This window comes from Streptomyces spiroverticillatus, assembly GCA_014650415.1.
GTDB lineage: Bacteria > Actinomycetota > Actinomycetes > Streptomycetales > Streptomycetaceae > Streptomyces > Streptomyces spiroverticillatus.
In genome coordinates this window covers 29,622-43,847 of sequence record BMUX01000036.1, presented here as the reverse complement: position 1 = coordinate 43,847, position 14,226 = coordinate 29,622, and the positions used below count along the sequence as shown (strand labels likewise).

The following is a 14,226-nucleotide window of genomic DNA, read 5'->3' as shown; positions in this document are numbered from 1 at the left end:
TGCCGCACAACCAGATGCCGGGCCACCACACTGCCCAGACCACCCGTACCACCCGTCACCAACACCGTCCCCCCACCCAACGGAGACTCCACCGAGGGTGCGTCCGTTCCGAGTGCGGCCAACCTGGCCACCTGCACGAGCCCGTCGCGGATCCGAATGTGCGGTTCGCCTGCTGCCAGGACTTCAGCGGCCGACCATTCACCCTCCGCCTCCACCAACAGGAACCGGCCCGGGTTCTCGGACTCCGCCGCCCTCACCAGACCCGTGACAGCAGCGCCGGCGAGGTCGTCCCGTACCACCACCGCCAGGCGGGCGTGCGGTGGACGTTCTTCCGACAGCCACTGCTGCACCGCGGTCAGCACGTGGCCACATGCCGTATGCACTGCTTTCGGCGTATCGCCGCCTTCGACCGGCAGCACCGTCAGGCCCGCCAGCGCCGGGTCACCGACGGCAGCGGCCCCGGACACATCTGCCGACACCCACTCCAGACGCAGCAGCCCTTCCCGCGCCGGCACGCCCGTCGCTGCCACCGGGGCCCCCAGCACCAGCTCCTCGACGCTCAGCACCGGCTCACCCGCAGCATCCACCAGCAGCAGCGAAGCGGACTCTCCAACACCACTGATCCGCGCACGCACCACCGACGCACCCGCCGCATGCAACGACACCCCACGCCAGGAAACAGGCACCAACTCCCGCTCCCCCACCACCTCCCGCACCACTTCCGCCAACAACGCCGGATGCAGACCAAAGCGATCCGCCTCCCGCGCCACCTCACCCGACAACGCGAACTCCACCTCGGCGCCGTCGATGTCCGCCGTCGGTCGGTCGGCGGCCGGGACGACCACGCCGCTCGCGTGCTCCGTCCAGGAAGCTCCGTCCACCCGCGAGAAGAAGGCGACCGTGCGGGCACCCGATGCGTCGGGCTCCCCCACCCGCACCTGCGTCATGACGCTGCCCTGCTCGGGCACCGCCAGGGGCGCGCTGTGCACCAGGCTCTCGACGCGGTCGCAGCCGACGTGGTCGCCGACGCGGAGGGCCAGCTCCAACAGGCCGGTCATCGGCGTCGTCCGGCCGGCCAGCCACGGTTGCGCCTGTGCGGAAAGACGGCTGGTGAAGACCACGCCCTCCGACTGGGCGAGCGGAAGGACCGCCCCGAGCATGGGATGCGCCTCGGCGATCAGTCCGGCCGCCGTGACATCGCCCGTGTCGGGGGTGAGCGCGGGCCAGTGGCGTTCGTGCTGGAAGGCGTACGTCGGCAGATCGACGACCTGGGCGCCCGTACCGTCGTACCAGCGTTCCCACTCGACCTTCGTCCCCGCGCAGTGCAGCTTCGCCAGTCCGTCGGCGAGGGCGCTCTCCTCGCCACGGCCCTTGCGCAACGCCGGCACGGCCACGGCATCCACGCTCAACTGGGCCAGCGCGCACAGACTCCCGTCCGGACCCAGCTCCAGGAACGCGTCCGCGCCCCGGGCCGCCAGAGCGCGTACCGCATCCGCGAACCGCACGGGCTCCCGGACGTGCCGCACCCAGTACTCGGGGTCGCACACCGACGCGTCGTCGACGGCCATCGACATCTCGGGAGCGGAGAACGACAGCCCCGACACCACCGCACGGAACTCCGCCAGCATCGGGTCCATCAACGGCGAGTGGAACGCGTGGGAAACCCGCAGCCGCGTGGTCCTTCGGCCCAGTCCTTCGAAGTGGGCCCGTACGGCCTCCACGCCGGCCTCGGCGCCCGAGACGACGAGAGCCGTCGGGCCGTTCACCGCCGCCAAGGAAACCAACTCACCCAGCAGCGGCGTCACTTCATCCTCGGACGCCTCAACGGCGAGCATGGCGCCGCCCTCAGGCAGCGCCTGCATCAGCCGGCCGCGCGCCGCCACCAGCGTGCACGCGTCGGCGAGCGACAGCACCCCCGCCACATGGGCGGCTGCGATCTCACCCACCGAATGACCGGTCACGAAGTCCGGCCGGACACCCAGCGATTCGACGAGCCGGAACAACGCCACTTCCACCGCGAACAGAGCGGGCTGCGCGAAGACCGTCCGGTTCAACGCCTCCGCGTCCTCACCCCAGACCACGTCCCGCACCGGAAGATCCAGCTCGGCGCACACCTCGTCGAAGGCAGCCGCGAACACCGGGAAGCGCACGTACAACTCCCGACCCATACCCAGCCGTTGCGAACCCTGCCCCGAAAACAGCATCGCGAGGGAGCGTTCACCCGCGACACCGCGTGCGACTTCGACACCGTTCACCAGCACCGCACGGTGCGCGAAACGCGCCCGCGAGACCGCCAGCGAGAAACCGACGTCGAGCGCGGAGCCCGCCACCCCCGACAACCGCTCCAACTGCGCGTCCAGCGCAGCCGCCGACTTCCCCGAGACCGGCCACGGGGTGAGCGCCGACGTGTCCGAGGGCTCGGCGACGGACTGCGTCGGGCCTTCCTCCAGCACGACGTGCGCGTTCGTACCGCTGATGCCGAACGAGGACACGCCCGCCCGGCGCGGTCGTTCACCGGCCGGCCAGTCGGTGGCTTCGGTCAGCAGGCGTACGCCGCCCGTGGTCCAGTCGACGTGGCTGGAGGGTGCGTCCACGTGCAGGGTCCGCGGCAGCACACCCGCCCGCATCGCCATCACCATCTTGATCACACCCGCCACACCCGCCGCAGCCTGCGTATGACCGATGTTCGACTTCACCGAACCCAGCCACAACGGACCACCACCCGCACCACGCTCCCGACCGTACGTCGCCAGCAACGCCTGCGCCTCGATCGGATCACCCAACGGCGTCCCCGTACCGTGCCCCTCCACCACATCCACATCCGCCGCCGACACACCCGCAGCCGCCAACGCCTGCCGAATCACCCGCTGCTGAGAAGGACCGTTCGGCGCGGTGAAGCCGTTGCTGGCGCCATCCTGGTTGACGGCGGAGCCCCGTACGACACCGAGGACGCGGCGCCCGTTGCGCACGGCGTCCGAGAGGCGTTCCAGGGCGAGTACGCCCACGCCTTCGGACCAGCCCGTGCCGTCCGCGGCGTCCGCGTACGCCTTGCAACGGCCGTCGCCCGCCAGCCCGCCCTGCCGACTGAACTCCATCAGGGAGCCAGGTGTGGACATGACGTTCACGCCACCGGCCAGGGCCAGTTCACACTCCCCCGCCCGCAGGGACTGGACCGCCCAGTGCAGGGCGACCAGGGAGGAGGAGCAGGCCGTGTCCACGGTCACCGCGGGCCCCTCCAGGCCCAGTTGGTAGGCGAGCCGGCCGGACACGGCACTGGCGGCGATGCCGGTGCCGATGTCTCCGGTGGCGTCGTCGAGGGAGCGGACCAGGAGATAGGCGTAGTCCTGGCCGTTGGTGCCCATGAAGACGCCCGTACGGCTGCCGCGCAGCCGGGACGGGTCGATCCCGGCCCGCTCGAACGCCTCCCAGGAGGTCTCCAGCAACAACCGCTGCTGCGGGTCCATCGAGGCGGCTTCCCGCGGTGAGATACCGAAGAAGTCGGCGTCGAAGCCGGCCACGTCGGCGAGGAAGCCGCCGCCCCGGCTGACGGAGTGGCCGCGCGCGTCGACTCCGGCGCCGCGCAGGGCGTCGAGGTCCCAGCCCCGGTCGTCCGGGAAGTCCGACATCGCGTCGGTTCCGGCCGCGACCAGGTCCCACAGGTCCTCGGGCGAGTGGACCTCGCCCGGGTAGCGGCAACTCATCGCCACGATGGCGATGGGCTCGGTGGCGGCGGCCACCAGGTGCTGGTTCTGGCGCCGCAGCCGCTCGGTCTCCTTCATCGAGGACCGGAGCGCTTCGACGACCTTGTCGTGGGGCGTGGGCGTGGCCATGTTCTGCTCCGTCTGCTCCGTCAGTCCTGCGGTTCGGCGTGCTGTGTCTGTCCGGCCGCGGGGCCGGGCGTGGGGTCGGGGTGGGCGGTGGGGTCGGAATCCGGGTGGGGTGCGGCCGTGTTCAGGGCGGCTTGGACCAGTGCGTCCACGTCCATCGCGTCGATGGAGTCGGCGTACGCGGCCTCCTCGCCCGGGGCACCGGCAGGGGCCGCCCCCCGGTCCGACTCGACGGCGAGCTTCAGCAGTGGCTCCAGGACGCCGATGCGGCGCAGTTGCGCGACGGACACCGAAGCCAGCAGGTTCTTCAGGCGCGCCTGGGCCAGGTCGTCCGGTTCGGGCGTGTCGTCCGCCGCCTCCGGGTCGAGCCGTCGGGCGATGTGCTCGGCGAGTTCGGCCGGGGTGGGGTGGTCGAAGACGAGGGTGGCGGACAGTTCGAGTCCGGTGGCGGCGGTGAGCTGGTTGCGCAGTTCCACGGCGCCCAGGGAGTCGAACCCGAGGTCGCGGAACGCCTTCTCCGGGCCGACGGCCGAGGTTCCGCTCAGCCCGAGGACCTCGGCGGCCCGGGTGCGTACGAGCTGGAGCACGGCGGGCTCGCGCTTGGCCCCGGGCAGCGCGGTCAGTTCGGCACGCAGCTCCGGGACCGGGCGCTCGCCCGGGGCGTCGGGGGTGTGCGGCACGGTGAGGCCGGCCAGCAACCTGCTGGGCCGTACCGCCGTGAAGGCGCGGACGAACCGGCCGGGCTCGACGTCGGAGATGACGGTGACCGGCTCGGGTTCCGTCACGGCGCGGCGCAGCGCCGTGACGGCCAGGTCCGGGTCCAAGGGGCGGATGCCGGCCCGGTGGGCGGCCCCGGCCGCCCGGTCCGTGGATGCCATGCCCGCACCGCCCCAGGCGCCCCAGGCGAGGGAGGTGGCGGCCAGCCCGCGGGAGCGGCGCTGTTCGGCGAGGGCGTCGAGGACGGCGTTGGCCGCCGCGTAGTTGCCCTGGCCGGGGTTGCCGACCGATGCCGAGGCCGAGGCGAAGAGGGCGAACACCGACAGGTCCAGGTCCTGGGTGAGTTCGTCGAGGAGCAGCGCCGAAGTGACCTTGGCGTGGAAGACGGCGGCGAACCGGTCCGGGGTGAGGCTGTCGATGACCGCGTCGTCGAGGACCCCGGCCGTGTGGATCACCGCGGTCAGCGGTGCCCGGTCGGGGATGGCGGCGAGGACGGCGTTCAGCGCCCGGCGGTCGGCGGCGTCGCAGGCGGTGAGGGTGACCTCGGCGCCCGCTTCGGTGAGTTCGGCGCGCAGTCCGGCGGCGCCGGGGGCGTCCGGACCGCTGCGGCTGAGCAGGACCAGGTGGCGGGCTCCGGCCGCGGTGAGACGGCGGGCGACGTGCGCGCCGAGGGCGCCGGTGCCGCCGGTGATCAGGACGGTGCCCTCCGGGTTCCAGGCGCGGGAGGGCGCCGCGGAGGCCGTGCCGGGGGCGGGTGCCGGGGTGGACGCCGGGGCGTTCGTGCGGTGGGCGGGCAGCGGGCTCAGCCTGCGGCCGTGCAGCTTCCCGGATCTGATCGCGACCTGGTCCTCCCCGTCCGGTGCCGCGAGGAAGGCGGCCAGCAGGTCGAGGGCCGCGGAGTCGGCAGGACCGGCCGGGTCGGCAGGAACCACCGTGCGGGCAGGCGTGGTGGTGCCGACGGGAGTGGTCGTGCCGGGGTGGGCGTCGGCCTGGGTCGCCGTGTCGGCGGCTGCGGCGGGGAGGTCGATCAGGCCGCCCCAGCGCTGCGGGTACTCCAGGGCGGCGACCCGGCCCAGGCCCCAGACGGCGGCCTGCGTGAGGCCCGGTACGGGTTCGCCGGGGCGCACGGCGACCGCGCCGCGGGTGACGCACCACAGAGGTGCGCCCAGACCGGTGTCGCCGAGGGCCTGAAGGAGGGTGGCGGTCAGCGCCACGCCCTGCGGGACTTCGCCTTGGCCCGCGAGGGAGGGATCGGTGTCCTGGGGAGAATCGAGGGCCAGAAGGGAGACGATGCCCGCGAACTCGGGTGCCGTGGCGCGCAGTTCGCTCAGTCGCTTCCCCATGCTTTCCCGGTCGGCGTCGGAGTCCGTGGCGATCTCGAAGCGGACGGTGTCCGGGCCGAGGCGGTCGAGGAGGGTTCGGGCCCACGGGTCGGCGGCCTGCGCGGCGGGCAGGACGGCGAGCCAGGTCCCGGCGGGCGGTGCCGGGTGGCCGGTGGTGCCCGCGAGCGGGGTGGCGCGGTTGCCGGTACTCGCGAGCGGCTGCCAGGTGATGTGCTGCCGCCAGCCGTCGACGACGGTCTCCTCGGCGCGGCGGCGGCGCCAGTCGTCGAGGGCGGGCAGCACCTTCGACAGCGCGTCACTGTCGACGTCGAGGTCCCCGGCGAGCGAGTCGAAGGCCTCCGAGCGTACGGCACTCCAGAAGGCGTCGTCCGTTCCCGCGGCGCCGGTGGCCACCCCTGCGACCGGAGCCGCCGCGGGGCTTCGGTGGGCCCAGTACCGCTCGCGCTGGAAGGCGTACGTGGGCAGCGGCACCCGGCGGGCCCCGGTGCCCTCGAAGACGGCCGGCCAGCGCGGCGCGCAGCCTTCGACGTGCAGTCGGGCGAGGGCCGCGAGGAGGGTGTCCTGCTCGTCCCGCCCCTTGCGCAGGACCGGTACGGCGGTCGGCCGGGTGGCCTGCGGTGTGCCGTCGATGTCCTGGGCCAGGGCCGACAGAGTGGCGTCCGGGCCGAGTTCGAGGAAGCGGGTGACGCCGCGCTCGGCGAGGGCACGCAGGCCGTCGCCGAACCTGACGGTCTCGCGAACGTGCCGTACCCAGTACTCGGGGGTGCACACCAGCTCGGCGTCGGCTGGCTCCCCGGTCAGGTTCGACACCAGAGGCAGACTCGGGGCGGTGTAGGCGATGCCCCGGGCCACCCGTGCGAAGTCGTCGAGCATGGCGTCCATGTGCACGGAGTGAAATGCATGGCTGACCCGCAAACGCCTAGTTTTGCGGCCCGCGGCGGCGAAGGACCCGGCGATCCGGTCCACGGCGGCCTCGTCGCCGGCGATGACGACGGCCCGGGGGCCGTTGACCGCAGCCACCGACACCCCGTCGTCCCCGGCCTGCGCCAGGCGTGCGCGGACCTCGCTCTCGGTCGCCTGGAGGGCAGCCATCGCGCCGCCCGCGGGCAGGGCGGCCATCAGCCGGGCCCGGGCCGCCACCAGGGCGCAGGCGTCGTCCAGGGAGAACACTCCCGCCACGTGGGCGGCCGCGATCTCCCCGATGGAGTGTCCGGCGACGAAGTCGGGGCGCAGGCCCCAGGACTCGACGAGCCGGTAGAGGGCCACCTCGATCGCGAACAGGGCGGGCTGGGTGTAGCCGGTGTGATCGAGCAGGGCGGCCTCGGGGGTGCCCTCCTCGGCGAACAGGAGCGCGCGCAGCGGCCGGTCGAGTTCCAGGTCGAACCGGGCGGTCACCTCGTCGAGGGCGCGGGCGAACACGGGCTGACGGGCATGGAGTTCGCGGCCCGCGCCGGGGCGCTGGGCACCTTGGCCGGAGAACAGGAACGCGGTTTTCCGGCTGCGGGCGGCGGCCTCGCCGCGCAGTACGTGCGGCCCGGTGCGGCCGTCGGCCAGCGCCGCCAGGCCGGCCAGGAGTTCGTCCCGGTCACCCGCGAGGACGGCGGCCCGGTGGTCGAAGGAGGACCGGGTGGTCGCCAGCGAGTACCCGAGGTCGGCGACCGCGAGGGCGGGCCGCTCGGTGAGGTGGGCGTGCAGGCGGGCGGCCTGGGCCCGCAGAGCGTCGGGGGTGGTGGCGGACACCGGCACGAGGACGCGTGCGGGTGGTGTGCCGTCGGTGGCGGACACGGGCACCGGGAGCCCTGACGTCGTGCCGGTGGTGGCGGACACGGACGCGGGGAGCGCTGACGTCGTGCCGGTGGCGGCGGGCGGGTCCGTCGTGCCGGTGGCGGACGGTTCCGGCAACTGACGGGTGTGGGTGAGGGGTTCGTCCTGCATGGGGTGAGTTGCCTGTTCCAGGATCACGTGGGCGTTGGTGCCGCTGGCACCGAAGGAGGAGACACCGGCGCGGCGCGGGCGACCGGTGTGCGGCCAGGGGGCCGCCTCGGCGAGGAGACCGACCGCGCCGGACGCCCAGTCGACGTGCGAGGAGGGTGCGTCCAGGTGGAGGGTCTTCGGCAGGACACCGTGCCGCATCGCCATGATCATCTTGATCACTCCGGCGACGCCCGCGGCGGCCTGCGTGTGCCCGATGTTGGACTTGACCGTGCCGAGGAGCAGCGGCTGCCCGGCGCCGCGGTCCCGTCCGTACGTGGCCAGCAGCGCCTGTGCCTCGATCGGGTCGCCCAGCTTGGTGCCGGTGCCGTGCGCCTCGACGGCGTCCACCTCGGTGGCGGTCAGCCGGGCGTTGGCCAGGGCGCGCAGGATGACGCGGCGCTGGGAGGGGCCGTTGGGTGCGGTGAGTCCGTTGCTCGCACCGTCCTGATTGACGGCGGAGCCGCGCAGGACGGCGAGGACCTCGTGGCCGTTGCGGCGGGCGTCGGAGAGGCGTTCCACGACGAGTACGCCGACGCCCTCCGACCAGCCGGTGCCGTTCGCCGAGTCGGCGAAGGCCCGGCAGCGGCCGTCCGGTGACAGCGCGCCCATCTCGCCGAACTCGACGAACCCGACGGGGCTGGACATGACGGTCACTCCGCCCGCCAGCGCCATGGAGCACTCCCCCGCCCGCAGGGCCTGCGCGGCCAGGTGCAGTGCGACCAGCGAGGAGGAGCAGGCGGTGTCGACGGTGACCGAGGGCCCTTCCAGTCCCAGGGTGTACGACAGCCGGCCGGACAGCAGGCTGGCGGACTGGGCGGTTTCGACGTGGCCGACCTGCCCGATGGCGGGCCGGTAGTCACCGCTGCCACCGCCGAAGAAGACACCGGTGTCGCCGCCGCGCAGGGTGTGCGGGTCCACGCCGGTGCGCTCCAGAGCCTCCCAGGCCGCCTCCAGCACGATCCGCTGCTGCGGGTCGACGATCACCGCCTCACGCGGCGAGATACCGAAGAACGCGGCGTCGAAGTCGGCGACGTCGTAGAGGAAGCCGCCCTTCTGGGTGACGCTGCGGCCACGTCCCTGCTCGTCGCCGTGGGTGAGCCGCTCCAGGTCCCAGCCCCGGTCGGCGGGGAAGTCGCCGATGGCGTCGACCTCGGCGCGCAGCAGCTCCCACAGATCCTCGGGGGACTGCACGCCGCCGGGGTAGCGGCAGCTCATGCCGACGACGACGATCGGATCGTCAGCGGTGTCGGCGGTTGCCCCGGCGGCAGCGCCCGCCGAGTCGTCCCCTTCGGCGGGGGCGCTCTGGTCCGCTTCCTCCAGCAGTTGCGCGCGCAGTTGCGCGGCGAGTGCGGTCGGGGTCGGGTGGTCGAAGGCGAGGGTGGCCGGCAGGGTCAGGCCGGTGGCCCGGCCCAGCTGGTTGCGCAGGTCCACGGCGGTGAGCGAGTCGAAGCCGAGGTCCTTGAAGGCCTGGTCCACGGGAATGGCCTCCGCGTCCTGGTAGCCCAGTACGGCGGCCACCTCCCGGCGCACGAGGGCCAGCAGTACTTCGTCGCGTTCGGTGCCCTCGGGCTTCGCGAGGAGTTCCGTGCGCAGTGCGCCGGCGGTGCCCGCGCCGGGTGCCGGGTCGGCGGACGTCCCGGTGGTACGGCCATCTGCGGGTGCCAGAGCGGCACGGGCTTCGTGGAGTTCGGTGAAGAGGGCGCTCGGCCGGGCCTGTCCGAAGGCCGGCGCGAAGCGTTCCCACTCGACGTCCGCGACGGTCACGCACGCCGCGACGTCACCGGTGGCCCGCCGCAGTGCGGCCAGGGCCCGTTCGGGGTCCATCGTGGGCAGTCCGCTGAGCCGCAGGTGCCGGTCGAGGGAGGTGCCGGTGAGTCCGGTCCAGGCCCCCCAGGCCACCGCGAGGGCGGGACGGCCCTCGGCGCGGCGGCGCTCGGCGTACGCGTCGAGCCAGGCGCTCGCGGCCGCTCCCAGCTCCTGTCCTCGTACGCCCCAGATCCCGGCGATCGAGGTGAAGAGGATGAAGGCCTCCAACTCCTTCTCTCCGAGGGCGTCCTGGAGTGTTTCTTCCAGGGCCTCCACCGCGGAGCGCACCTGCTCGGGGCCGAACGTTCCGGCACCGTACCCGGTGTGGATCATCCCGGTCAGCGGCTGGTCGGACGAGATCGAGGCCAGGGCGGCGGCGAGTGCGGTCCGGTCGTCGGGGGCAAACGTGGCCAGGGTGAGCTCGGTGTCGAACTCGGCCAGCTGACGGGCGAGTTCGGCGGCTGCCGTGGTGCCGGCCGAGTCGTCGGCCTCCGGCCCGCCCGTACCGACGAGCAGCACGCGGTCCGCACCCGTGCGGGCCAGCCAGCGCGCGGTGTGTCCGCCGAACCCGTCGGCGTCCCCGACGACCAGCACGGTGCCGGACGGCGTCCAGACCTCCGCGGCCGGGCCGGTTGCCGACCGTACGAGACGGCGGGCGTAGACGCCGGACGGCCGCAGGGCTAGCTGGTCCTCGCCGCCGGGACCGGCGGCCAGCAGGGCGCGCAGCCGGGCGGCGGCACGTGCGTCGGGAGCTTCCGCGACGTCGATCAACCCGCCCCAGCGGGAAGGGTGTTCGAGTGCGAGGACCCGGCCGAGGCCCCACCCGGCGGCCTGCTCGGGATCGGCGGGCGCGTCGGCGCGGCCCACGGCCACCGCCCCCCGGGTGACCCACCACAGCGGGGCCTCGACCCCGGCCTCCGCGAGGGCGGCCGACAGGACGTCGGGCAGGGGCGACGAAGGGGACAGCAGGGACAGCACGCCGTCGAACCGACCGCCGAGCCCCGCCAGCCGCGCGGCGAGGTGCGTGCCGTCGGCCGGGTCGACCGCCACGCACACCGCGTCCGGCCCGAGGGCGTCCACGATCGCGGCCGCCCACGCGCCGTCCGGACGGTTCTCCGGTACGAGTGCCAGCCAGGTCCCGTGGAGCGTGTCGGCCGGGGCGGTACCCAGCGGCTTCCAGGTGGTCCGGTAGCGCCAGCCGTCGACCACGGTGTTCTCGTCGAGGCCGCGTCGCCAGGCCGACAGGGCCGGCAGGAGCGCCGTCAGCGCCTCCTCGTCCTCGGCCAGGCCCAGGGTGGCGGAGAGTTCCGGCAGGTCGCCACGTTCCACCGCCGTCCAGAAGTCGGCATCGTACGCGTTGTTCTCCTGCGCGGCGCTTCCCGGTGCGGGGCGGGCGGCGGGCTCGGGCCAGTACAGCTCCCGCTGGAAGGGGTAGGTGGGCAGGTCGGTGCGCCGGGCGCCGACACCCTCGTACAGGCGGGTCCAGTCGACCCGTACGCCGCTGACGTGCAGCCTGGCCAGACCGGTGACGAACGCGACCTCCTCGGGGCGCTCCCCGCGCAGGGCCGGGGTGATCACGTGACTGCCGCCCGCGAGGTTCTGCTCGGCGAGGGCGGCCAGGACGCCGTCCGGACCCAGTTCGAGGAAGGCGTTGGCCCCCGCTTCGTGGAGGGCGCGGACTCCGTCGCCGAACCGGACACTCTCGCGGACGTGCCGCACCCAGTACTCCGGGTCGCACAGCAGCTCCGCCGTCGCGAGGGCGCCCGTCACGTTCGAGACGAGCGGCAGCTGCGGCGGGGCGAAGGACAGCCGGGAGACGACCTGCCGGAAGGCGTCCAGCATGGGTTCCATGAGCGGCGAGTGGAAGGCGTGCGAGACCCGCAGCCGGGTCGTCCTGCGGCCCGTTGCGGCGAACTCGGCCCGTACGGCCTCCACCGCGTCGGCCGCTCCCGAGACGACCACCGAGGAAGGTCCGTTGACGGCGGCCAGGGAGACGGACTCCCCGAGCAGCGGCCGGACTTCCTCCTCCGTCGCCTGGAGCGCGGCCATGGCACCGCCTTCGGGCAGAGCTTCCATCAGCCTGCCGCGGGCGGCCACCAGGGTGCACGCGTCGGCGAGGGTGAGCACGCCCGCCACGTGGGCGGCCGTCACTTCGCCGATCGAGTGGCCGGCGACGAAGTCGGGCTGCACGCCGAGCGATTCGGCCAGCCGGTACAACGCGACCTCGACCGCGAACAGCCCGGCCTGGGCGTATTGCGTACGGTCGCTCCGGGCCGCGTCCGTCCCCCAGACCACCTCGCGCAGCGGGCTGTCCAGTTCCTGGTCGAGCCCGGCGCAGGCGGCGTCGAAGGCCTCGGCGAACAACGGGAAGCGGGCGTACAGTTCGCGGCCCATGCCGGGCCGCTGCGAGCCCTGGCCGGAGAAGAGCACCGCGAGGGACCGCTCGGCGGCCGTCCCTCTGGCGATCTCCGCGCCCGCCACGAGCACTGCCCGATGCGCGAGGTGGGTGCGTCCGGCGGCGAGCGAGAAGCCCACGTCCGTCGTCGGCGCCGCCACCCCGGCCAGCTGCGCGAGCTGCGCGTCGAGCGCGGCCGGGGACTTGCCGGACACCACCCACGGCGCGACCGACGGCGCGCTGGGGGCCGGTGCCGCGTCGGGTGCGGGCGGCGCCTGCTCCACGATCACGTGCGCGTTGGTGCCGCTGACGCCGAAGGCGGAGACCCCCGAGCGGCGCGGGCGCCCGGTGGCGGGCCAGTCCTGTTCCTCGCGAACCAGGGAGACGGCCTCGTCGGCCCACTCCACGTGGGTGGACGGGGTGTCCACGTGCAGGGTCCGCGGAAGCACCCCGTGTCGCATGGCCATGACCATCTTGATGACGCCGGCCATACCGGCGGCGGCCTGGGTGTGACCGAGGTTGGACTTGACGGCACCCAGGAGCAGCGGCCGTTCGCGGTCCTTCCCGTACGCGGCGATCAGCGCGCCGGCCTCGATCGGGTCGCCGAGCGGGGTGCCGGTGCCGTGCGCCTCGACCGCGTCGACGTCGGCGGGCGCCAGGCCCGCGTCGGCCAGTGCCTGGCGGATGACGCGCTGCTGGGCGCGCCCGTTGGGTGCGGTCAGCCCGTTGCTGGCACCGTCCTGGTTGACGGCGGCGCCGCGCAGCACGGCCAGGACGGTGTGCCCGTGCCGACGGGCGTCGGAGAGGCGTTCCAGGACGAGGACGCCCGCGCCCTCCGACCAGGAGGTGCCGTCGGCACTGTCGGCGAAGGCCTTGCAGCGGCCGTCGGGAGCGAGGCCGCCCTGGGCGGAGAACTCGACGAACGAGTCGGGGCTCGACATCACCGAGACGCCGCCGGCCAGGACCAGGGAGCATTCGCCGCCGCGCAGGGCGCGGATGCCGAGGTGGAGGGCGACGAGCGAGGAGGAGCAGGCGGTGTCGACGGTGACGGCCGGGCCTTCCAGGCCCAGGGTGTAGGAGAGTCGGCCGGACATCACGCTGGCGGTGTTGCCGGTGGCGACGTGACCCTGGACGTCGCTGGTGCCGCGGCGCAGGACGGACGTGTAGTCCTGACCGTTGGTGCCGATGAAGACCCCGGTGGCGCTGGCGCGCAGCGAGTCGGGGGCAATCCCGGACCGCTCCAGGGCCTCCCAGGAGGTCTCCAGGAGCAGGCGCTGCTGCGGGTCCATGGCGAGCGCCTCCCGCGGCGAGATGCCGAAGAAGCGCGCGTCGAACAGGCCGACGCCGTCCAGGAAGCCGCCTTCCAGGGTGGCGGAGCCGCCCCGGCCGAGGGTGTCGAGGTCCCAGCCGCGGTCGGCGGGGAAGGCGGAGATGGCGTCCTCGCCGTTCGCGAGGAGCCGCCACAGGTCCTCGGGAGAGGTGACCCCGCCCGGGAACCGGCAGCCCATGCCGACGATCACGATCGGGTCCTGGTCCGTGGCGGTCGCCGTGCCGGGGACAGCCGGGGCCCGGTCCTGCGACTCCTCGTCGCCCAGCAGTTCGGCGAGCAGGTGGGCGGCGAGGTCCTGCGGGGTCGGGTGGTCGTAGACGAGGGTGGCGGGCAGGGAGAGGCCGGTGGTCGCGGTGAGGGTGTTGCGCAGCTCGACGATGGTCAGCGAGTCGAAGCCGAGGTCGGTGAACGCCTGGTCGGCGTCGACGGCCACGGCGTCGGCGTGGCCGAGCACGGCGGCCACCTGGGCCCGCAGAAAGTCCAGCACGAACCTGGCGCGTCCGGCCGCGGGCAGTGCCGTGAGCCGCTGCCGCAGGCCGTTCTCGTCACCGGCCGCGGGCTGCGCCGCCGGGGCGGTGGGACGGGTCTCGGCGAGGTCGCGGATCAGCGGGAGAGGTCGCACCGCGGTGAACACCTGGGCGAACCGGGCCCAGTCGATGTCCGCCACGGTCACGACGGCCGGGCCCGCGTGGTCCAGGGAACGGGTGAGGGCGTCGAGCGCGAGCTCCGGCGCCATGGGCGTGTAGCCGCCCCGGCGGACCCTGGCCCCGATGCCGGTCCCTTCGCCGGCCATGCCGGTGCCGGCCCACGGACCCCAGGCGATGCAGGTCGCGG

Annotated in this window: 2 protein-coding genes (1 of these 2 cut by a window edge); both read right to left on the bottom strand. The window is 74.0% G+C overall.

Features of this window, described 5'->3' with window-relative positions; translation table 11 throughout:
• On the bottom strand, window positions 1-3,830 hold a 3,830-nt coding region (locus IE269_RS41370; RefSeq protein ID WP_189828526.1), incomplete at its 3' end, for a type I polyketide synthase.
• A 20-nt stretch (window positions 3,831-3,850) separates the two neighbouring features.
• Window positions 3,851-14,226, bottom strand: the 3' end of a protein-coding gene (locus IE269_RS41365) for a type I polyketide synthase (RefSeq protein WP_189828525.1). Its footprint extends 18,637 nt past the window's final position; 10,376 of the gene's 29,013 nt are visible here — the last part of the coding sequence; its start codon lies off the right edge, out of view; its stop codon occupies window positions 3,851-3,853.